Source organism: Streptomyces sp. NPDC048191 (genome assembly GCF_040652655.1).
Classification (GTDB): Bacteria; Actinomycetota; Actinomycetes; order Streptomycetales; family Streptomycetaceae; genus Streptomyces.
This window is the reverse complement of record NZ_JBEZMO010000015.1, coordinates 62574-83974: the sequence shown is the minus strand read 5'-3', so window position 1 is coordinate 83974 and position 21401 is coordinate 62574. Positions and strand designations below refer to the sequence as shown.

Sequence of the window (21401 nt, the reverse complement as noted above, 5' to 3'; positions counted from 1 at the left end):
AGCGGGATGACCGTCCGGCCCTGCGCTGGTGGGCCGGAGGATGGCTGGTGCGGATGTCGGTGGCGTCCAAGGGCTTTACCGCATGGGCCGGCGCGAACACCTCATCCGGTCCGGCGTAGGCGCCACTGCGGCTTGCAGAACCGCCCCCACCGGCGCTGCGCCCGGCCCAACTCCTTTGCCAAAGCGTCGACGTCCAGGAACCTCTCTCCTTGATCAGCAGGTAGGCCCTACTGATTAGCCTCGATCTCCCAATTCTGGTTGATGTCCGCTTCCTTGAGGGCAACCTGCACACAACTTACTGACCACTCACTCAGGGAGTGATGCGATCCCGCCATGTCAGAGTGGAAGAATCGAGCGTCCTTTCTTACATACTGTAAGAAAAGGGCGTATGCGCCCGGAGGGCTTACAAGGGGCCCCGTTTCCGGCACGGGTGCCGGCGCCCGCGTCCGCCGGAGGAACCTCGTGCACAGGCACACGATCGAGCAGCGCTGAGCTTCATCGCTCGCTCGATAGCGGTGACCTTGCCGAACACCCTTGCAGTGTGACGAAGCGCTGCCTGGTATGGCCAAAAGCAATCCTCCAGGCGTTTGCAGTGGCGACACCCCAGAGACGTCCTGGCGAGCTCTGCATCCTGTCCTGGTCGGATGAAATAGGCTGGCCAGATGGGGCGATGCCGGGAAGTTCTCGAGCATCTAGCCTCGATCGTTCATGAGGGCCCGTCAGCCTGACGGGCCCTTTGTGTGAGTGTTGATGGGGATTTTCGGCGTCGGGGCAGGCTGATGGCCCGGTTGTCGCGTCGGGCGTGCGCCGGGTTCCACGGCTCCGGTGGGCTGGTGCTGTTCACAGGGACGGAACGCTGCTGGTCAGCCGTGGCTCGGGAGGGCGTGGAGCCGGTCCAGGGCATCGGTGATCACGTCGGTCCAGGGCCAGTGCCTGGCGAGGCGGAGGTAGCGGCGGCGGCCGGTGGTGACGAGCCGAGCAGCGGTGGAGAACAGCCGAAGCCGCAGGCGGCGGGGCTCCCCCAGGCGAGCTTGGCCGGTCAGGGCGAGCAGGGGCATCCAGGCCAGCAAGTCAAGGGCGATCTGGACGATCTCCAGCCAGATCTGGTTCTGCGCGGCATCGTGGAGGGGGAGGTTGCGCAGGCCGGTCGCGCGGGCAGCGCGGATGCGGTCCTCGGCCCGCGCCCGCTGCCGGTGGCGCAGTTCGAGGGCGGCGATGCCTCGCCCGCCGTGTTGGTGGCGAAGCACGTCAGTCGCATGCCGTCGGCGTCGGTGAAGCGCAACTGGGCGCCGGGGTACGGCCGTTCCTTGCGCACGATCAGCCGTAGTCCTTTGGGCCAGCCGGTCAGGCAGTTGCCGGCGAGTTCGGTGACCCAGGTGCCGTCGCGGATATCGCCGTCAGGTTCCACGGCCGGCGTCCAGGCCGAGCCCGGGATCTTCAGGACGGCCTGGTGGAGGGCATCGGTGATGGTCATGCCGACCGAGTACGACAGCCCCCTTCCGGGCTTCGCCAGCCAGGCGACGAACTCGTGGGTGCCGCCACCGGAATCGGTGCGGATCAGCGTCTGCCGGCCGCGCCGGAACCGTTTGGGCAACTGGGCCAAGGCCAGCCTGGTGGCCTCGACGTGGTCCCTGGCTCGGAGCGGCCCGTCCAGCGCTTGCGGGCTCCGCACGGGGGTTGCGGGCAACTGCATTCGAACCCGGGACCTACGCATTGCGAGTTGTCCGATCCCGTTCCGAGACCGTCCGGGCCGGTCCGTCACGACCCCGTCTTCGCTGGAGATCTGCGTCTGCAGACTCATCTACACCGGCGGCGGATGCCAACGGATTCGGTGGCGAGTGAGACCAGAACTGAGACCTGCGCAATGGGCAGGATGAGCCGTTCCGGGAGACCTCCTGATCACTGCACTCGACGTCTGTTTCGGGTTTTGTCCGGGTCACAGGGACGGTGGGGTAGAGAGAAGGCGTAGAGCTTGTTGTTGGCGGTACCGGGAAAGTAGTAGCCGGACCCCCAGTAGACCGAACCGTTGACGATGGCGGCGCCGCCGGCTACGGGCCCGCCGCTGGCGAAGCTCCACTTGAGCGTGCCGGTGGCGCCATCCAACGCGTACATGTCGCCGGACATGGAGCCGACGTAGGCGATGCCGTTGGCACTGGAGACGGGGGCCAAGTCCAAAGTGGAATCGTCCTTGGGGTCCGCGGTCTGCCAGAGGATCTTCCCGGTGGCCGCGTCGAGCCCGGCCCAGAACCCGCTGGTGACGGTCGACTTCTGGCCGGTGGCAGAGGTGATGGTGGTGGGCACATGCATGGAGTTGGTGACTGCCACGTAGACGCGCTTGCCGTCCGCCGCGGTGCCCCACTCGATGCCGCCGAGGGTGCCGCCCGGACCGACCTGCGTCTGCCACACGACCCTTCCGGTGGCCGGATTCACAGCCCAGTACACGCCGCTCTTCTGCCCGGCGCCGAGCAGCCGGGTGCGCTTGCCCTTGACTTCCGTGGTATAGAGATTTGGTCCCGAGCCGAAATCATAGTCCGGCCCTTCCGGCCGCGGGATCGTCCAGGAGTCAGCACTCAGGGTGGAGCGGGACCAGGCGATGTGGCCAGTCCTCAGGCGCAGGGCCAAAATCGAGTCGATATGGTCGTCCGGCGACAGCTGGGTGCAGCCGGTCTGAAACGGCTTTGTGCAGACGCCGGGCGGCACGGAGTAGTTGTTGCCGGTGTCCACGTACAGCAGTCCAGTGTCGTGGTCCACCACCGGGGTGCTGGACCACACCGCACCACCCGTGTAGCCGCGCGGAACTGTGTAGGTCTTCCACAGCACTTTTCCGGTGGACACGCTGAGTGCGACAACGCTGCCGCGGAAGGTGGGCGGCGGCGTCGTCTGGACCTCGGAGTTGGAAGATACGCCGACGTAGGCGACGCCGCGGTCGATCACCGGCGAACCGGTGATGATCGCGTTTGGGTTGTCGTCCACCTTAGTCCGCCAGAGCGGCGCGCCGGTCGCGGCGTTGGCGCCCATGATGTAGGCACCCGTCCTGTCACCGAACACGAGCCTGCCGTCCGCGTACGCGGGGCTGGTCCGCGAGACGTCCCCGGGGACACCGCTGTACTTGCTGATCGGGTTCGACCACAATGCCTTCCCGGTGGCAGTGCCCACCGCCGACAGCCGTCCGCCCCAGTCCGGCACATACACCACCCCGTGGGCCACGGTCGGCGTCGCCGAAACGCTGCCCGCCGCGGTGTAGATCCAACGCGGCTTCAAGTTCTTCACATTCCGCGTGTTCAGAATGTGCTCGCCGGCGGCGTTCCGGGTGTCATGGATGTTCTGGCCCGCTGATGTCCAGTCGGTGTCCGCCACTAGGTGAGCCGAACCGGTAGCCGTCGCACTTGCGGCAGCGGGCAAACCCGCCGGACCCAGCACAGCGGTGACCACGCCCACCGCGACAGCAACCCGTCTGAGCCTGGAAAAGGCAGCCATAAAGCACATCTCCAATCGGGGAGGCAAACAAGCAGGCATGGGCGACGCAGCGACCAGCAGGCCGCAATTCTCGCCAGATAGTGGCGTACACACGGAAAATCAACGTCCAGCCACGCAGGAGGCAGCATCCGGATGGCGGAGTGTCCTCGGCTTGTGGCCCCTTCTGGCCCTGCGTGTTGTCGAAGCTGTCCTTTTGGCCTTCGCGTAGCTCCCGGTAGCCATGCCCGGCGACAGACGCGCTCGGTGGCCTTGCGGGAGGGGACCTGCACGCTCCAGCCGGCGCGGTGTAGCAGCAGATCCAGCCCGGCCAGGGTGTACTCGACGCCGAAGCGGCGGCGCACGATCTCAGCGATCCGGGCCAACGTCCAGCACTGGTCGGACCAGCCCGAAGCGGCCGGGCCGGTGCACCTTCCAGGCCGTGGACAGTGCCCACGCGTGCGTCGCGGACCAGTTCCGCGCTGCGGCCGTCAGGCAGACGAACGAGCATGACGTAGCGGGTGGTGCGTTCGACCAGGGTGCCGATCGCCGATGCGCCGTCTTTGCCGATGATCAGGTCGCCCTCCCAGTGGCCGGGCACGGCACGGTTCTCGGCTTCGGCGGGGCGCTCGCTGATCATGATCATCGGGTCGGTGAACCGCGGCGTGCGCTGCTGGGCCTGGCGGCGTGGTTTGCGGCGGACCCGGCACGTGCGCAGGGCGCGGTGGATCTCGCGGCGTACCTCGCCACGACTTTCACCCCACCTGTGGCCGCCTGGAGTTTCAAGACAGCCGACAGCAGTTGCGGGGATGGGACATGCGGCTGGAAGACCCCATGCGGCGGACGTGGTCGGCTTCGTGGTCGCCGGGCTGGTGCTCGCGCCGACGGCGAGCGCGGCGCCTTCGCCGACTCCGGCGCCGACGGCCGCCACGTCTCCCACGCCGAAGGCGACGAAAGAGCTGTGTGACCTGATCTAGGTCAGCCCACCGATGGACGTACTCCCCAGCGGGCCTCGAAGGTCTGGCCCGGGGCGAGGATCCGCAGCCCCAGCTTATTGTTGAAGGCATTCGACGCGCAGGTGTACGGCTCGATGGCCAGGCCCTTGCGGCGCCGCGCAACGACCGGCAGCGTGTCGCCGGTGTAGACCTGTAGGTAGTCGCAGGACTTGCTCAGCCATACGGAGATGCACACGGGGCTCTTGGGGGACGTCATGTGTACCCAGGCCCTGCCGTCCCGGCCGCGGCTCAGGTCGGTGAATCCGGTGTCCATGACGGTGTCGCCGACCGGCCGGGCGGAACGGAAGTCGTACGGGGTGTTCTGCACGGTGACCGGAGGCGGCTCCGGGATGCTCCGGTCGTTGGTCAGGAAGTATGCCCGGGCCGGCAGCGTCAGCACGATGTCGTCGATGAGCTCGGTGCCGAGCGTGAAGTAGGGGTGCTGGCCCATACCGTACGGGGTTCGGGTGTTGCCGAGGTTTACCACGGAGTTGGTGACGGTGAGGCCGTGCTCACTGAGCTCGTAGGTCTGCCGCAGCTTCAGTACGAACGGATACCCGGGCTGCGCGTGCGATGTGAGCCCCATGACCAGGCGCGAATGGCTCTGCTCGATGGGGAACCAGTTGACCCACCGGGTGAGCCCGTGGATGGCGTTCTGGGCCTGTGGTTCGCTCCAGGGCAGCTCCTGCGTGACACCGTCGAACACGTAGGTGCCGTGATCGATTCGGTTCGGCCAGGGGACCAGTAGCTGGCCGTAGGACGAGCCGGTCGGGTAGTCCCGGGGGCCGAACGTGTCCAGCAGCTCGGTGGCGCCGACGCGGTAGGACCGCAGGCCAGCCCCCAGTTCGGTGACCACGACTCGCTGGTCTCCATAGGAGATCTCGTACTGCCTACCCGACAGGGAGGAGTCCGCCCTGGGGCCCGAGCCCGCGACGGCCCCGCGGGTGGCGCCGAACGCGGGACTCGCGGTCGTCGCCAGACCGGTGCCTACCGCAGCCGTCAGAAGAGTACGTCGCCCGAACGACGTCACGGGCACCCCTTTCAGAATCAGCCGTGCCACGCACAACCGGGCCACACCGGCGGCATGTGAAGGACTCACGACCGCCCAGAGCAACATGGCCGCCCGACGAACCGCGATAGCCATGGAATATCAGTCCAGCTCTGGCGATCAGCACGCCACTCCGCCCTATTCATCCGATCGCCTCAGTTCACCCGCAGCAGCCGTCAGTGACACGTCCCGTAATCGATGGCGATTCTAGAAAACGACCACCGCCGCTCTTCGCCTCACTTTGCTCGTCATTCAAGGATGTGGGGAAAGTGGGGAGCGAGGAGCACGTGCGCGGGATCAGTGACGGTCAGTGGACGACGGTCACGGGATCCTTCGCAGCGGAACGATGTCGGGACTGGTGATGGGGACGGAAGGGCGAGCGGCTTCCGGGGTCGCACGCAGCGCGACGATAGGTACCGGCTGGTTGAAGTGGGGCAGTTGCGGGTTGCCGTCGGTTCCAGCGGGTCACGTTCTGAAGGTCCCCTCGTAGCGTGGAGTCCCTGATACCAGGAAGTTGAGGTTCACGGGGTCCAAGCGACAGAGGTACGACGCGGAGTTCCGTGAGGGGGCTGTACGCATCGTGATCGAGACAGGCAAGCCGATCCCGGAGGTCGCGGAGGACCTCGGGGTGCATCCGGGGACGCTGCATAACTGGGTCTCGCGCTGGAGGAGGAACGGTTCGGCTTCCTCTGACCGGCCCGCGCCCGCTGTCTCGGGCGGCCGGCTACACGAGGGTGAACGCGCGGAGCTGGAGGGCTGCGGCGAGAGATGAGCGCGAAGAACAAGCGCATCCGTGAGCTGGAGATGGAACGTGATGTCTTCAAACGCTGCACGGCCTTGTGGGTGAAGTAGCTGCCGCGGACCCGGCCCGGCTGGCCGGGCTGATCGGCGACTGCAAGGCCGTCACCAGCCGTACCAGCCGTTTAGGAGACATGGGTCCGAAAGCCGGACCAGCACGCCCCCGCATCCCGGGCCGCTTCCCGCCGAGTAGGCCGCCGTTGTGGGAGGCGGCAGCAGCATGGACGGCCGCTGTGGCCGTCACCCGCCTGACCGTCGTGCGTGCACACTCCCACATGGTCGAGGCGCCCCCCGTCTTGTCACGTGCACACCCGGGTGTCCTTGCGATAAGCGCAAAGATTTCTTCCACATGTGTCACTTGTGTGTCGTAGGTCCTGGCCTGCTGTCACTCTCTCGTCATCCCTCGACGGCAGTCGCTTCCTGCGTCACTCCGGACGCTGACGGCCGACCGCCATTCAGGAGAGGAGGGGATCGCCCATGATCAAGTATCTGCGATGGACGCCGTTCAGGCGAAGCTTGGCGGCAGCGATGGCGCTGACGACTGTCGGGACGGGGATGGTGACGCTGGCAGCGACACCGTCGACGGCGGCCGACGCGGTGACCAACGACCAAGTCATCAATGACTGCCTCAAGGACGAGCGCGTCAGCTGCACGTGGAGAATCTCGTACGTAAGTCCCGCGTACCTCGGCAACGCCGAAATGGTCAGCGTTAATTCTGACTTCTACTACAACTGCACCCAGAGAGACGAAAGCCTCCGGCCGCTCGACTTCTCGCAGATGACCGGCACGGAGAACTCCACCGGTGTCGAGGTAGGCGCGGAGACGCCGGGCGGTTTCCTCGGCGGGCTACTCCAGGGCATCAAGCTCCGTACGAACGCCACCTACCAGGAGACGAAGGGAACCTACCCTGTCACTGTCAAGAAGGGCGAGGTCGCCTGGCTCGAGCGCGCTCAAGTCATGAAGAACGTGGTGACCACCTACACCATCACCTACCCCGAACCGATCAACGGCCAGAGGACGTACACCGCCGACGACACCTGGAGCGTCCCCGTCGCGGACGGCATGGACGCCGAAAGCCAACTCGTCGGCAGGACCAGGCCGATGAACGCCTGGGAGCTCCAAAGCATGTGCGGGTGGGACGTGCCACTCCCACCCTCACCCGCCTCCCCGCCCACGCCGCAGATCCGCGCCTCGCCGAAAGCCTTCGGTGTCCGCACCCTCCCGCCGGGCTGGTGGACGGAGGGAACGCTGACCCGGCTGGTCATGCAGTATGACGGGAACCTGGTGATGTACCGCAAGCGTGACGGCGCCGCCATCTGGTCCACCGGCACCCACGGACACGACGGCGCGTACGCCGTGATGCAGACGGACGGCAACCTCGTCGTCTACACGGCCTCCGGCAAATACCCCGTCTACCCCTGGGGAGTACGCCCCTACGAGACCCCCACCAGGGCCCTGTGGTCCAGCCACACGTACGGCAACGCCGACGCCTGGGCGATGATGCAGAACGACGGCAACTTCGTCATCTACAACAGCACCGGAGGTCCCAGCAAGGGTGGAGCCCTGTGGTCCACTGGCACCAACACGAAGGCGCGGTGACGACCTCGAGCACCTGACTCCGCCCGATCCCGGGCGGAGTCACCGACCGGACGTGGTCCACCACCCGCTCGCCATCCCACGACCTGGCCGCCCCAAAGAGCAGGGCGCATCACCTCGTCCGCGCCATGGCGCACGCAGTGTCGACCTTGACGTCAGCCAAGCGGCAGACGGCCCGCGCTCGCCTGCTATTCCGCCCACGCCAGCCCGAGGTGGGCGAGGGCCGTGAGTTGCTCGGAGGTGAGTCGGTCACACCGGGTCTTCTGGTTCATCAGAAACACCCCGATTGCGAGGCCGGTGTGCCCGCCTTCCCGGCTCGCCGCGGGCTCCCTCGCCTTCAGGCACCGACTCCTACACCGCAGCCATCAGATCGCGCACCGGGCCAGCATCCGGGTGGCCCGCGCCGCCGGCTGCGCCTCTCGAACCGTGGGCAGCGAAGCAGGGGCCGTGACGGGCGTGCGGCAGGGCAGACGGCGACGCTCAGGCCGTACGGGGTTCGGAATGCGCTCGTGTGTACCTGCGGGGGGCTTCGCTCCCGGCGACGCCCTTGGTTGCCGGCGGGACGGAGCCAGCAGCCCGGAGGCGGAGGCCCGGCCGTCCTCGACGTGTGGGTGGGTGTGCTCGTGTGTGCCGGGGTGGGCCCGCGCAGCGCCATGGACGGGCCACCCCGGCGGCCGGCCTGCCCGGACACAAAGGCCGGTCGGTGCGGGGGCGACGTCGGACGGTATAACCAAATGCCGCACCCAAGCCGCCCCACCGACAGGAGACATCGTTGAGAGCCACCCTCGCCGTCATCGCGATCACCGCGCTCGCCGTAACCGGCTGCGCTAGCGACCAGCCTGACGCGGCCCAACTCGCCGCACAGGCCTGCGGATCAAGAGACGTCAGCCCCTACGACACCACGCTTTGAAGGCCGTCCTCAAGATCCCGGCCTCGGCCTGGACGCCGGCCGTGGAACCCGACGGCGACATCCGCGACGGCGCCTGGGTCGCCGAACTCGCCGGCAACTGCCTGACCGGCTGGCCCAAAGGACTACGGCTGATCGTGCGCAAGGAAAGGCCGCACCCCGGCGCCCAGTTGCGCTTCACCGACGCCGACGGCATGCGACTGACGTGCTTCGCCACCAACACGGCGGGCGAGGCGATCGCCGCCCTCGAACTGCGCCACCGGCAGCGGGCCCGGGCCGAGGACCGCATCCGCGCCGCCCGCGCGACCGGCCTGCGCAACCTCCCCCTCCACGATGCCGCGCAGAACCAGATCTGGATCCGTGCACACCACCAGCCGCGGGAAGAAGGTGGTCAGCAAGCGGGAGGCCGAAGTGGACGGCGTCCCGCCCGGCAGTATCCGCCTGGCCTCCCCCTACGACGCGGACGCACGCTGGGCGGCCAAGGGCGAGGAGCTGTTCTGGCTGGGATACAAGGTCCACCTGACGGAGACCTGCCATGCTCCCGCCGAAGCCGAAGCCGAAGCCGGCGACGCGGACACGACGGCGCACGCAGTGGTGCCGAACCTGATCACGGATGTGATGACCACGCACGCCGCGGTGCCGGATGTGAAGGCCACCGCCGCCATCCAGCAACGGCTGACGGGCCACCAGGTCAAGCCCGGCGAGCATTACCTGGACTCCGGCTATCCCTCCGCCGACCTGATCCACGAGGCCGCCGGGCAGGGCATCACCATGGTCACTCCCGCCCTGCTCGACCACTCGCCGCAGGCCAAGGCGGAGGCCGGCTTCGCCAAGAGCGCCTTCACGGTCGACTGGAACACCCGGCAGATCCGCTGCCCGACCGGGCAGATGAGCAACGGCTGGTTCCCAGTCACCCAGCACAGCAAGGACGCCATCGTCGTCCAATTCTCCCGCGCCTGCTGCCACGCTTGCCCGGTCCAGCAACAGTGCACCGCATCCCGGCGCGGCGTCCGCATGCTCACCCTGCGCCCCCGCGAACTCCACGAGACTCTCGAGAGAGCCCGCGCCGCGCAGAAGAGCGACGACTTCAAGGAGCGGTACAAGCTACGAGCCGGGGTGGAGGGCACGATCAATCAGGCCCTCGATGTCGCTGGAATCCGCTGGGCCCGCTACCGCGGCCTGCCCAAGGTCCGCCTCCAGCACGCCTTCTCCGCCACCGCGATCAACATCGTCCGGCTCGACGCCTACTGGAGCGGCCACCCGCTCGACCGCAACCGAACCAGCCGCCTCACCCGGCTCAGCTACCAACTCGCAGGATGACAACCGAATTACGCACCAGAGTCGATGAACTTGGCGGGGACCGAGTAGTAGCACTGCCGGACGGTGATCCGGGAGTTGCGCGCGACGGTCGGAGTCAGGTCGATCCCGCAGTCGTAGTCGTCCGCCGGCAGCGGCCGCAGCCTCTCCCGCTCGGCCTCGAAGTCGAACCCGATCGAGGTGGGCCGGCCGTGGATGTGCCGGGCGTCCTCCGATGTCGATCGCGGCCAGCCGCTCGTTCAGCTCCGCCAGCGAGTCGACCGCGGGCGGCGGGACCAGGTGCTTGCGGCGGAACCGGCCGCCCTCGTGCTCGACCCCGCCCTTCTCATGGGCGCCGTCCTCGCCGGGAGCGCAGTAGAACGCGGAGAACTGGTACCAGGACTTGAACGACGCCCACCGCGCCGACTCCAGCCTCGAGCGGCCGAACAGCACCTGCTTGACCGCGGGCTTCAAGTTGTCGTACCGGATGTGCACTGACGGCACGCCGCCCAGCGCCGTGAACGCCTCCAGATGCCCTTCCAGGAACGCCTCCTGCGAGGCGGTCGCGTAAACCCTGTGGACCGCCTTGCCCGAATACGACAGCCGCAGCGTGAACAGCACACACTTGCGGCGTTGCCCGGCCAGGTCCAGCCAGAAGTCCGCGAAATCGACCTCCGCCTCCTCACCAGGCCTCTTCGCCTGAGGGAGCATGCCCTCCAGATGCCGGCGACCCTCCAGAGCCACCGCGCGGATCTCCGGACGCCGCTTGCGCACGTACTCCCAGACCGTGGTCGCACCGGCCAGCTCAAAATCGTGCTCCGCCGCCAGACGCTCCATGCCCCGCGGGATCGTGTGCCTCTGCTTCGCCGGCGCGTCCAGGTCCTCGCGCAGCATCGCGTCGATGAACCCCTTCACCGGCTCCAGCACGCTCTGGCGCGGCGGCGGGGCCTTGCGTTTCGGCGGCACCGGCGACTCCAACGCCTTCCGCACCGTGTTCCGCGACACCTTGAACCGCGCGGCAAGCTCCCGCCCCGACAGCCCCTGCTCACGCCGGGCCCGGCGGATCCTCTCGAACAGCCACTCCCGTGACCTGTGCACCAGCGGTCTCCCTGACCTGGACCGTGATCAACAGGCACAGCGTGAAGCCAGATGGCCCAAGCCAGGCCAATTACTCCGAAAGCGGCATGTTCCACACCATCACACCAGCTGGCTCCCAAACTCACCGGAGAACAACCGGCTCCCAAACAGACCGTACCCGCGGCTCTACTTCACCCCGGCGAAAACACCAGAGTCCTTATTCTGTCAGCATTCCAGCGAGATGATGCGCGGCCTCCTGCAGGCGAAGTCGAATCGCCCCAGAAGCGCTCGAAAGACTCTCGGAAACCTCGGACCTCCTGGCGCTGATCGCGCGATACGATGGGATCAGCGAGGATCGGTCCGTCTCCATATCCCTGAAGCAGGAGCGCATGTCCCGGCCACCTATCTGAAGTAACAGGTGCTCAAGATCCTGCGACTTTGAAGTGGTCTGCAGATATATGAAAGGAATTCCGCGACAAGCAGCCAGGATGGCCGCATGGAGCCTCTCAGTGACAACGAAGTCGCAAGCATTCATGCATCAGTGAAGTCGTCGGCCGATGAAATGCGGCGGTGTTCGTCAAAACTTCCCATCATGGGAATCTTTGCATCGCTCCACCATGTGTGAATGACACTTTTCTCTTCCGTCAGGACGGAACAGAGGTCCGCATACAGCATTGCGACGTGTTCGAGGCTGGAAGAAACTCGAGAGCCCGGCAGTTCATCCTCAATGAGGAAGAATCCAACTTTCCTCCCCTCGTTTCCAGTCTCGCCGACCTTGGCCTTGTCGGCGAATGCGAATGCGAGGTCACCGATGAACGGGACGCGCTTGTTGAAAAGATGAGAGTAGTTCTCGGCACTCAGGGGACCGCGGACGCCTATGACCGTCGCCCGGTTGAAGGAATGCCGATGAATGTCCTCAACCCCGAGGAGTCGGAGCTCGCCCGGGCTGAGACATCCGGATCCGAAAACGAAAATCCTGCGAGCGTGCTTCAGGCCTGGAGCACGGCGGGAGTCAAAGAGGGTCGGCAATACCGTTCCCCCGCCAATGACAAGATCTTCGGACCAGGGGTAGGTGGCCGGGCGGAAACTGCCCCGCGCCGCCGTCAGCCCACCAATTCCCTGGCTTTCCAGGAGATTCAAGGCAGCGCGGTGGCACAGTTCGTCCCCAGGATTCCTCGCGAGCGGATTGGGACCCCACCCGCTATAGAGGGCGGCGGCCCCTCTGGCGAGCTCTCGACGTACGTGATCTTCGATTGGGTCAAACGCAGTCTCAGTCATGGAAGAACTCACGGCTTGGTAATCTCCTACGTGTATTCTCTAGAGGTGATGTAGTGTTGGTTCACTCAGATAAGGAAGTGTAAAGTCCGGTGGACGCGGACACCGGCCTGACCGTCCTGGCCGCACTCCGACCACCCCCAGATGGCCCAGCTTGGTATTGCCACCCTGCTGCTCGAATAAGTCGCAGGTCTAAGCGGCAGGACACGGGTAACGACCAGACCCTCTTCCTCCCAGACTTGGGCAACAAGCAGGTTGTCATCCCAAGCAGCGATTGGATGGTACTGACGACGAATGCACGTGAGAATGTCCCGCTTTACTTCGTGATCGGGCCTGACATCGCCGTCATTCCGCATCCACAGCCCCTCCACTGGCACATGATTGCGGCTGAGCCACGCAGCTGTCTGCGAGCGATACTTGTCAGGCCGCGCAGTCACCACGAGGACGGCTCGGCCTGCGGCGCTCTCCGCGTGCGCTGCAGCAATAACCTCAGAAATTGGCGGGCATTCCATAGATGCCTCGAAGAACGCCGGATATCCTCCCGGTCCGCTGATCAGAGGCCGGATGCCCTGCACATGGCACAGAGTGTCATCCATGTCGAAAATTGCTGCGGTAGGCAGGCCGTCCAAGGATCGTTCGGGCCGGCGGTTTCGCCGGGGGCCCTGCAGTGCGGTGTCCGACATGGCTGGTCTCCTTCGAGGCGCCTGACGATGCCGGGCGCGTTCTCTTCCGTTGGGGTTGTCGCGGGCTGGCTGAGCCGTGGCCCCGATGTCGGCGTGGTGCTGCGGGTCGATCCGGCAGGGCCGCCGCCGGAGGCCCTGCCGGATCCGAGGGCACTCGACCACCAGGCGTCCGGCTGCTCGCGGATCGGGCAGGGTTTCCACTGTGGGGCGGCTGACGCCCGGGCCGTGTCGCCCGATCGACCGATACGGCGGGTGACTGTCGCGGTGGCGTGGACGCCCGCGCCCTTCCCTTCCCACCCAGTTCCACCGTGAGGGCCCTCGTCCAGGTCGAACACGGACAGCTGGGCGCCGGGGTGAGCGCGCTTCGCGGGGGACGAGGATCCTCGGGTGCCCTTAGGCAAAGGCCGGGCAGGCCTGGCAGGATCTCGAACACGCCACGTCTCTCGCCCACCCCGTCACCGCAGCACGGCAGGTGCCGCAGACGGACGGACGTTTCGCCCGTCAACTGGCGTGCTCCGGCGCACCGCTCGTCGCCATCGACGGCGATATCAACCAGCACCTCGCCTACGCCCTCGGCTCGGCGAGGACGCGCTGTTCACCGCCCCGCCGCTCAGCGCGCGGACCGGCGAGATCAAGGGCTACCTGCGCGGCACCAACCCGCGCATCCCCTCCCGCGACGCCATGGTCAAGACGACCCCGCCCGGCCGCGGCTCCCGGCTGCTGCGTCTGCTCGGGGACGACGACATCCACACCCCGCACGTCCGGAAGGTCGCCGGCGTCCCGCTCATGGTCACCGGTGCCTTCGACAAGAACGACCTCGGTGTGGCCTGCTATCACTCCAAGCTCGGGGCGGTCGAGCTCTACCTCAACCACCTCGTCGACGGACCGGGCGAGTACGTCGTCGTCGACATGACCGCCGGCGCCGACGCCTTCGCCTCCGGCCTGTTCACCCGCTTCGAAATGACGTTCCTGGTGGTCGAGCCGACCCGCAAGAGCGTGTCCGTGTACCGCCAGTACCGCGACCACGCCGCCGAGTTCGGCATCCCGGTCGCCGTGGTCGGCAACAAGGTCACCGGCGCGGACGATCTCGACTTCCTGCGCGCCCACGTGGGTGAGGACCTGCTCGCCCACTGCGAGCAGTTCTTCTACGTCCGCGCCCAGGAACAGGGCCGCGACCACGACGAGTTGGAGCCGCACAACGCCCGCACCCTGGATCGGCTGCGGGCGGCCGTGGACGCCCGCCCCAAGGACTGGACGGCCTTCCAGAAGCACGCCGTCGACTTCCACCTGCGCAAGCCTGGGCCAACGCGGCTACCGGCCTGGACCTCGCCACCCAGGTCGACCCCGACTTCCGGCACGGCCCCGAGGCACTAGCCGCACTCGTCTGACCCGCACACCCTCAACGACAGCACTACAGAACAGGACAGCCCTTCATGTCGCTCGACGTCTCCCCGCAGCTGCTCGCCGAAGCCGAGAACGGCCAGGTGCAGGAGCAGGACTTCGTGGAAACGGTCCGCACGTCCCTGCCGTACGCCTACGACCTCATCCCGAGGCCGTATTTCCAGTCGATGGCGCGGACCGCCATCGCCGCGGCCTGCCGATCGGTCAGGTTCTCGGCGAACTGCAGCACCGTCACCAGCGCAAGGGCGCCCGGCGAGATTCCCGGTGCCCCGCGCACCCCGAACGCCTCAGCAAACGGCTCGTCGACGAAGACCTCAGCGAGCCGGTCCCGTGCCCGTATCGCCAGACTGCCTTTCGGGAACGCGGCGCGGGCCACCGCCGCGGTCTGTTCGGGAACCGGCGGCAAGCCCTTGAGCTGCATCGACACCTGCATCCTCCCCGACAGCCGCACGGAGCGAGGAAGCGACTGCCGAGACGATCATCTCGCATCCGGCAGATGTCACGTCAGGAATTGCGCACCAGAGTCCCGGCTCACCGCAGCCCGCGCCGCTTGGGCCGCGCGGACCGACACGACGGCCAACGCCGAAGGACGCGTAATCCCACCGCCTCAAGAATCACCCCCAGTCTCCTGCGGCCTGGACGGCAGTCGCAAACGCCCAGCCCAGACGCCCAGCCCGCACCTCCGCTCCAGGGACTTTTCAGGGACTTTCAGCCCTGTCTGAGAGACTTCCGAGGGACTTTCTGCCGTCTAACGCGGCAAGCCCCCGAAAGATCGGAAAGGGCCTCCGACGCAGGTCAGAGGCCCTTTCTCAGGCAAAGCCGCAGGTGGCGGCAGACGAGCCGGGCTGTACGCCGGGTTCTATTCCCCCGCAAGGAGACAGCCAGGACAACGGGTCGACATCCCTTCCGCCCCTCCAGTGCCCTCGGGGCTGCGATCCGCGCGCCACGGGCGAGCCATAGGCTGCAATCCAGAAGATGTGTGCATGTGTCCGAACGTCAGAGCGACAGGCTCAGGACACATGCCGCGCACTGGAAGGAATGAAGCCGTGCATGGCGAGTACAAGGTGCCCGGCGGCAAGCTGGTCGTCGTGGATCTGGATGTCGAGGAAGGCGTCCTGCGCAACGTGCGAGTCGCCGGGGACTTCTTCCTGGAACCGGACGAAGCGATCCTCTCGATCAACGCAGCCCTTGAGGGTTCACCCTCCTCCACGGACGCCGCAGGACTGGCCGCCCGGATCACGGCGGCACTGCCGGAGTCGACCATGATGCTCGGGCTGACCGCGGAGGGCGTCGGCATCGCCGTCCGGCGTGCTCTGGCCCACGCGACCGAGTGGAGCGACTACGGGTGGCAGCTGGTGCACATGGAGCCACAGACACCGGCCCTGCACATGGCGCTGGACGAGGTGCTCACCACCGAGGTGGCCGCCGGGCGGCGAGCCCCGACCCTGCGGGTATGGGAGTGGGCCTCGCCTTCCGTGGTGATCGGCAGCTTCCAGTCCCTGCGCAACGAGGTGGACCCCGAAGGGGCCGCGAAGCACGGGATGACCGTGGTCCGCCGTGTTTCCGGAGGTGGGGCCATGTTCGTAGAGCCCATGAGTACGATCACGTACTCCCTGTCCGTGCCGGAGTCCCTGGTCTCGGGCCTCTCCTTCGCAGACAGCTACGCCTACCTCGACGACTGGGTGCTGGGCGCACTCGGCGACATGGGCATCAAGGCTTGGTACCAGCCCCTGAACGACATCGCCACCGAGGCCGGCAAGATCGCCGGTGCGGCCCAGAAGCGCATGGTCGGCCCGGACGGTGGCCCCGGAGCGGTCCTCCACCACGTGACCATGTCCTACGACATCGACGCCGACAAGATGCTGGAAGTGCTCCGCATCGGCAAGGAGAAGCTGTCCGACAAGGGGACCAGGAGCGCCAAGAAGCGAGTCGACCCGCTCCGCCGGCAGACAGGCCTCGCGCGGGAACAGGTCATCGAGAACATGATCGCCTCCTTCCGCAACCGCTACGGGCTGACCACCGGCGAAGTCACGGCGGATGAGATGGCACGCGCGGAGGAACTGGTGCGGACGAAGTTTGCCACCGAGGAGTGGACCGCACGCGTGCCGTAGGCGCCGAGCCCCGCCCTGTGCCGCGTGGCACCCAACAGGGCGTGTAGGCCCTTGCCGTGATCACGCCGGCTCGTAGTGCCTCCCCCGTCCGACCTTCGTGGAGCCCGGCAACACGATCACCTACTCCCTGTCCGTGCCCGAGTCCCTCGTGCAGGGCCTGTCCTTCCAGGACAGCTACGCCTATCTGGACGACTGGGTGCTGGGCGCGCTCGGTGACATGGGCATCCGGGCCTGGTACCAGCCGCTGAACGACATCGCGACCGACCAGGGCAAGATCGCGGGCGCGGCGCAGAAGCGGATCGTCGGACCCGGCGGGGGCCCGGGCGCCGTCCTGCACCACGTGACCATGTCGTACGACATCGCCGCCGACAAGATGGTCGAGGTGCTGCGCATCGGGCGGGAGAAGCTGTCCGACAAGGGGACGAGCAGCGCGAAGAAGCGGGTCGATCCGCTGCGGCGGCAGACCGGGCTGCCCCGCGAGGCGGTCATCGACCGGATGATCGAGTCGTTCGGCGCGCGGTACGGTCTGACGCCGGGCAGGATCACTGACGCGGAGCAGGCGCGCGCTGAGGAACTGGCGCGGACGAAGTTCACGTCGGCGGAGTGGACGGCCCGGGTGCCGTAGCGGAAGGACCGGCCGGACGCCCCGGTTCAGCAACGAGTCAAGGACAGCCCTACCGTCGGCCAAGCCGTCGTATCAGTTCCGTCTGCGCCCCGGCGTTCACTCCCACATGGCCGGATTTGCCCCCTTGACCGCTGGCTACGGTGGTCGGGCCGGATCGGCCACGCAACCACGGGGAAGAGGTGACGGCGATGGGGGCGCCGATACGTTCACGCCTGCTCGATTTCGCGGAGCCGGAGGATCCGTCCGGGACGGACCTCGCGCAGCGGACTCCGCAGTCGCTCCGCTCGGCTCTGCAGGACCTCGCCGAGGCCGCGCCACCACCGCGCGCGGCCACGGACGGCCGGCCCGGCCCGCGGCCGGGCGTACCCGCGTACCACACTCCGGTGTGCGTGCCGGCGCATCCGCGGTCCGTCGCCGGCACGGGCACGGACGGCCGCCCCGCGCGCGTGCCTTTCATCGTCCTCGAACTTTTCCAGCACCCCGCACACGGCACCGTGGCGTTCGCCTTCACCTCGCCGGCCAGGCTGGTGGAGGCGCTCGGCGAGTCGCAGCCGTGGGTCGCCGCCTCCCTCGGCCCGTTGGCGGAGGGCGTGCGTGAGCAGGGTGTCACGGTCCTGCTGGATCCCCGGGTCACGCCCGGGGAACCCAGCTGGCGGACGGACGACCTGGCCGCCTTCGCACGGGAGGTACGCCGGTGAGCGACTTCAAGGCCGTCTACGACGACCTCGCCACCATGGCGAAGACCTTCCACCAGCAGGCCGACGACTACCGCAAGCTGCACCCCGACGTGGCACCACCCGTGGTCAGCGGCGGTGACGCCGGGCTGGACTCGGCCGTCAAGGAGGTCGCCGACCTCATCATCGCCCTGCACACCGGCATGGCCGACCGGCTGGACGACCACGGCGACAAGGTCGCCTACGCGCGGGACTCCTTCCACCGCCACGACGTGGACGTCCACGGCGTCTTCGAAGACCTGATGGGGTGAGAGCCGATGAGTGACAGCTGGGTCGGCGGTGACATCGGCGGACTGCGCACGATGGCCGAGACGTACAAGAACGCCAAGGACAAGCTCGACGAGGTGGTCGCGCCGCTCAGCCGGACCGTGGACAAGCTGGTCGGCGACGCCGGCTGGCAGGGCGAGGCGGCCGAGAGCTTCCGCGCCAAGTGGAGCGAGGACGCGCTGGCGGCCGGCGGCTTCGCGGAACTGGTGCACGCGGCGGGCGAGATCCTCGAGACGCTGGCCAACGCGCTGTCCACGTGCGAGAAGTCGCTGCAGAACGCGCAGCACATCGCGGCCGGCAAGGGCGTGGCGACGGACGCCAAGGGCGCGCCGCTGCCCGTCATGACGGCGAGTCCGCCGAGCGCGGACGACCAGAAGACCATCTCCGCGATGAACGACTACGCCACCGCCCGCAACGAGATCCTGCACACCGCCCAGCACGCGCGGCTGGTGGCGGCACAGCAGTTGCAGGGGCTGTACGACAAGGTGACGTCGAAGGACGGCTCGGTCTCCCCCGGCGACAAGATCACCCTGTACGACGCGCTGCGCGGCCTGTACGCGTACGACGCGGAGGACGCCCGTGCCGGGGGCATCGAGGCCCGCAAGCACATCGACGCGGCCAAGGCCGAGGCGCAGGCCGCCAAGAAGGAACTCCGCGCGGAGCGCAAGGCGTTCCAGAAGGCCGGCAAGGCGCTGCCCAAGGACCTGCCCGCCAAGAGCGCCTACCGCGACGCGGTCACCAAGGTCGACGGGCTGGAGGAGGACATCGCCCGCGCCGACAACGGCAGCACCAAGCTGCCGTACGACCGTGCCCTGAACGTCAAGCTGGCGGACGCCGCGGACGCGCTGCGCCTGGGCAAGGGCCTGGAGGCGCTGCCCGACGCCCTGAGGGAGATTCCGGTGCTGGACGTCGCCGCGGCGGCGGCCTGCGGTCTGATCGAGGCGAAGGACGACCACGACAAGGGCTGGTCGTGGCAGCACTCCGTCGTCGTCGACGGTGGGGCCGCCCTCGGTGGCCTGGCCGCCGGGGCGGCGATCACGGCGGCCCTGCCCGTCGAGGGTGCGGTCGCCGTCGCCGCGGTCGGCGTCGGTACGGTGGTCGTCGCGACCTCCGTCCTCGACCACGCCTTCCACGAGCACTGGAGCGAGGACATCCACGACCACGGGGTGGTCGGTGGTGTGTGGACGGGAACCAAGCATGTCGCCTCGGAGACCGTCGACGACGGAAAGCGACTGGCAAAGGATGTCTGGCATGGCGTCACAAGCATCTTCTGAGGCACCGGCGCCCGGGTTCTCCGTCCCGGTCCCCGCCCTGCCGAAGCTGGGACGCACCTGGTACCGGCGCGGTGCGCTCTACTGGCTGTGCCGCACACGGACCACGGTCTTCATCCTGATCGTCATGGCCATGTTCGGTCTCTTCGCGGTGAGTCTGTACATGGGGTTCCGCGACCTGCTGCCGTCCACGGTGCGTGTCGTGTTCGACGGCGTGCAGGTGGCCGCGTCCGTCGTGACCCTGGTGTGGGGCTGGGTCGCACAGCGCAGGAGCCACCGCGAGGCGATGCTGAATCCTCCCACCCCGGACCAGACCCGCCAGGCGAAACGCGACCGGGCGAGGCGCGTCCCGGGCCGGATCGCGCTGGGGCGCGGGCTCGTCCTGATCGCCGCTCCTGTCATGCCGGCGTTCGCGGCATGGATCGTCGGCTGGCTGCTCGCCTGGACCACCGTCCGCGAATACCCCAGTGAAGTCGGCGCCCGCCGCTGGCTGGAGGAGCACCGGTCCGGAGCATGACGACGACCTCGACGCCGGCCGGCGTCCCGTCCCTGCCGGGGCTCGGCACCACGTGGTACGAGCGCGGTCCGCGCTACTGGCTGCGCCGCGCCCTCGGTGCCGCCGTCTGGCTCGCGGTGCTGGCCTTCTGCGTCTACATCGCGCTCGTCCTCTACGGGAGCTTCCGCGGGGTCCTGCCGGCGGCGGTCCGCCCGGTGTGGGACGGGGCGCAGGTGGCGGCATCCGTCGTGGCCCTGGTGTGGGGGTGGCTGGTGCAGCGGCGGGACCACCGGGGGAAGCTCCTCGACCCGCCCTCCCCCGACGAGGCCCGGGCCGCCGCGCGGGACGCGCGCCGCCGCTCCACCGGTCTGGCCGTCGCCGGTCGTGCCCTCTGGCTGATCGCCGCCCCCGTCCTGCCCGCGCTGGCCGCCTGGGCCGTCGGTTGGTCGGTCGCCGCCTTCACCGTCCGCGAGTACCCCGGCGAAGTCGGCGCGCGCCGCCGACTCGAGGCACAAAAAGGGCGGAACGGTACGCCGTGAGTACACCGCCGTGACCGCCCGGGCACAGTGCGGAGTTCCTACTTCCGCCCCACAGGGAGTCGTGTGACACTGGCGTCCCACGTCCACCATGCGGACCCCTTCCGTACCCCCTCCCCCACGAGAAGTGTGCCGTGCGTTCCCTTCCTCTGCCGCTCGCCCTCACTGCGCGGATCTCGCCGGTCGCGGTCCTCGCCTGTGCCGGCTGGGCGCTGACGTCCGGCCCGGCCGCCCCGCCGGCGGCCGCCGAACACCGGACGGCCCAGCAGACGTCCACCCAGTCGTCCTCGTCCTCTTCCTCCTCCGACCCGTCGTCCGGCGCGACGGCGAAGGCGTACGCCACCGCCCCCGCCCCCTGTCCCAGCGTGCCGGCGGCGACCGTCAAGTCCCTCGTGCCGGGGGCGAAGACGGCCGGCAAGGAGATCCCGTCGACGGACACCAAGCTGCGCCGCACCTGTTCCTGGAACGCCCTGCAGGGCTACGACTACCGCTGGCTCGACGTGTCGTTCGAGATCAGCGGGTCGGACCAGGAGGCGCAGCAGGAGTACCAGCAGCGGGTGAAGGAGAAGAGCGGCGGCGGGGCCGTACCCGGACTCGGCGACAGCGCCTACTCGGTGGTGAACCTGACCACCGAGGACAAGCAGCAGACCCGGGAGGGCGTGGTCATGGCCCGCGTCTCCAATGCCCTGGTGATCGTCACCTACAACGGCAGTGACTTCGAGACGAAGAAGGCGCCCGGCACGGACGTGATCAACAAGGGGGCCATCCAGGCGGCCCGGGCCGCGGTCTCCGCGCTCGGGGGCGGGCGGTCCCAGTCCGGCTGACCGCCCGC

At 67.9% G+C, this 21401-nt stretch carries 15 protein-coding genes and 10 pseudogenes; 15 read left to right on the top strand and 10 right to left on the bottom strand.

The genetic code is table 11. From position 1 onward, the window contains the following. Nucleotides 1-863: 863 nt before the first annotated feature. The 6 genes and pseudogenes from AB0D93_RS24020 to AB0D93_RS23995 form a co-directional block, all read right to left on the bottom strand. Nucleotides 864-1612 (bottom strand): annotated as a pseudogene (locus AB0D93_RS24020) (transposase); the annotation flags it as partial. A gap of 287 nt (nt 1613-1899) precedes the next feature. After that, entirely contained in the window at nt 1900-3357 is a 1458-nt protein-coding gene (locus tag AB0D93_RS24015; protein WP_362122477.1) for a PQQ-binding-like beta-propeller repeat protein, read from the bottom strand. 250 nt (nt 3358-3607) lie between these two features. Then, nucleotides 3608-3715 (bottom strand): annotated as a pseudogene (locus tag AB0D93_RS24010) (cold shock domain protein CspD); the annotation flags it as partial. A 58-nt stretch (nt 3716-3773) separates the two neighbouring features. Further along, a pseudogene (locus AB0D93_RS24005) lies at nt 3774-3818 on the bottom strand (hypothetical protein); the annotation flags it as partial. A gap of 98 nt (nt 3819-3916) precedes the next feature. Then, a pseudogene (locus AB0D93_RS24000) lies at nt 3917-4216 on the bottom strand (IS30 family transposase); the annotation flags it as partial. A 215-nt stretch (nt 4217-4431) separates the two neighbouring features. After that, the gene (locus AB0D93_RS23995; RefSeq protein ID WP_362122809.1) at nt 4432-5565 is read right to left on the bottom strand and encodes an aldose 1-epimerase family protein; all 1134 of its coding nucleotides are present in this window, start codon (nt 5563-5565) and stop codon (nt 4432-4434) included. A gap of 511 nt (nt 5566-6076) precedes the next feature. Between AB0D93_RS23995 and AB0D93_RS23990 the strand changes: the two genes are divergently transcribed. The 5 genes and pseudogenes from AB0D93_RS23990 (at nt 6077) to AB0D93_RS23970 (ending at nt 10117) form a co-directional block, all read left to right on the top strand. Beyond that, the gene (locus tag AB0D93_RS23990) at nt 6077-6268 is read left to right on the top strand and encodes a helix-turn-helix domain-containing protein (RefSeq protein ID WP_362122806.1); all 192 of its coding nucleotides are present in this window, start codon (nt 6077-6079) and stop codon (nt 6266-6268) included. 503 nt (nt 6269-6771) lie between these two features. Beyond that, a complete protein-coding gene (locus AB0D93_RS23985) occupies nt 6772-7893 on the top strand; it encodes a hypothetical protein (protein WP_362122475.1) in 1122 nt (373 codons plus the stop codon). A gap of 769 nt (nt 7894-8662) precedes the next feature. Beyond that, nucleotides 8663-8800 (top strand): hypothetical protein, encoded by a 138-nt coding sequence (locus AB0D93_RS23980; protein WP_362122473.1) that lies wholly within the window; start codon nt 8663-8665, stop codon nt 8798-8800. Nucleotides 8801-8817: 17 nt separating this feature from the next. Next, nucleotides 8818-9156, top strand: a pseudogene (locus AB0D93_RS23975) (transposase); the annotation flags it as partial. A gap of 1 nt (nt 9157) precedes the next feature. Beyond that, on the top strand, nt 9158-10117 hold the full coding sequence (locus AB0D93_RS23970; protein ID WP_362122471.1) for a transposase: 960 nt from the start codon (nt 9158-9160) through the stop codon (nt 10115-10117). Between the two features lie 234 nt (nt 10118-10351). Here the strand turns inward: AB0D93_RS23970 and istA are convergent. From istA to AB0D93_RS23955, 3 genes and pseudogenes are all read right to left on the bottom strand, one after another. Beyond that, nucleotides 10352-11191 (bottom strand): annotated as a pseudogene (istA, locus tag AB0D93_RS23965) (IS21 family transposase); the annotation flags it as partial. A 196-nt stretch (nt 11192-11387) separates the two neighbouring features. Continuing rightward, entirely contained in the window at nt 11388-11705 is a 318-nt protein-coding gene (locus AB0D93_RS23960; protein ID WP_362122468.1) for a polysaccharide pyruvyl transferase family protein, read from the bottom strand. After that, nucleotides 11702-12448, bottom strand: coding sequence for a polysaccharide pyruvyl transferase family protein (locus tag AB0D93_RS23955; protein WP_362122466.1), 747 nt, complete (start codon nt 12446-12448; stop codon nt 11702-11704). Before AB0D93_RS23955 ends, AB0D93_RS23960 begins: the two co-directional genes overlap by 4 nt. A 1152-nt stretch (nt 12449-13600) precedes the next feature. Between AB0D93_RS23955 and AB0D93_RS23950 the strand changes: the two are divergent. Then, a pseudogene (locus AB0D93_RS23950) lies at nt 13601-14516 on the top strand (ATP-binding protein). Nucleotides 14517-14561: 45 nt separating this feature from the next. Then, nucleotides 14562-14675, top strand: a pseudogene (locus tag AB0D93_RS23945) (hypothetical protein); the annotation flags it as partial. On the opposite strand, the pseudogene AB0D93_RS23940 reads toward AB0D93_RS23945, so the two are convergent. Further along, nucleotides 14672-14956 (bottom strand): annotated as a pseudogene (locus AB0D93_RS23940) (transposase); the annotation flags it as partial. The pseudogenes AB0D93_RS23945 and AB0D93_RS23940 sit on opposite strands and share 4 nt — an antisense overlap. A 619-nt stretch (nt 14957-15575) precedes the next feature. On the opposite strand from AB0D93_RS23940, the gene AB0D93_RS23935 reads away from it, so the two are divergent. The 8 genes and pseudogenes from AB0D93_RS23935 to AB0D93_RS23900 all read left to right on the top strand — a co-directional run bounded on the left by AB0D93_RS23935 (nt 15576) and on the right by AB0D93_RS23900 (nt 21393). Further along, nucleotides 15576-16640 (top strand): biotin/lipoate A/B protein ligase family protein, encoded by a 1065-nt coding sequence (locus AB0D93_RS23935; RefSeq protein WP_362122464.1) that lies wholly within the window; start codon nt 15576-15578, stop codon nt 16638-16640. A 94-nt stretch (nt 16641-16734) separates the two neighbouring features. Continuing rightward, a pseudogene (locus AB0D93_RS23930) lies at nt 16735-17265 on the top strand (biotin/lipoate A/B protein ligase family protein); the annotation flags it as partial. Between the two features lie 188 nt (nt 17266-17453). After that, complete coding sequence (locus AB0D93_RS23925; RefSeq protein ID WP_362122462.1) at nt 17454-17963, top strand: SAV_915 family protein; 510 nt, start codon at nt 17454-17456, stop codon at nt 17961-17963. Further along, complete coding sequence (locus AB0D93_RS23920; RefSeq protein WP_362122460.1) at nt 17960-18250, top strand: DUF6317 family protein; 291 nt, start codon at nt 17960-17962, stop codon at nt 18248-18250. Before AB0D93_RS23925 ends, AB0D93_RS23920 begins: the two co-directional genes overlap by 4 nt. Before the next feature lie 6 nt (nt 18251-18256). After that, complete coding sequence (locus AB0D93_RS23915) at nt 18257-19540, top strand: WXG100 family type VII secretion target (RefSeq protein ID WP_362122458.1); 1284 nt, start codon at nt 18257-18259, stop codon at nt 19538-19540. Further along, nucleotides 19518-20054 carry a hypothetical protein gene (locus tag AB0D93_RS23910; protein WP_362122456.1) on the top strand — a complete coding sequence of 179 codons (537 nt, stop codon included), beginning with the start codon at nt 19518-19520 and terminating at the stop codon, nt 20052-20054. The genes AB0D93_RS23915 and AB0D93_RS23910 overlap by 23 nt, the downstream gene beginning before the upstream one ends. Beyond that, entirely contained in the window at nt 20051-20572 is a 522-nt protein-coding gene (locus AB0D93_RS23905) for a hypothetical protein (protein ID WP_362122454.1), read from the top strand. The genes AB0D93_RS23910 and AB0D93_RS23905 overlap by 4 nt, the downstream gene beginning before the upstream one ends. A gap of 131 nt (nt 20573-20703) precedes the next feature. Continuing rightward, nucleotides 20704-21393: a hypothetical protein gene (locus AB0D93_RS23900; RefSeq protein WP_362122452.1), complete on the top strand. Its 690-nt coding sequence runs from the start codon at nt 20704-20706 to the stop codon at nt 21391-21393. The last annotated feature ends 8 nt before the right edge of the window (nt 21394-21401 follow it).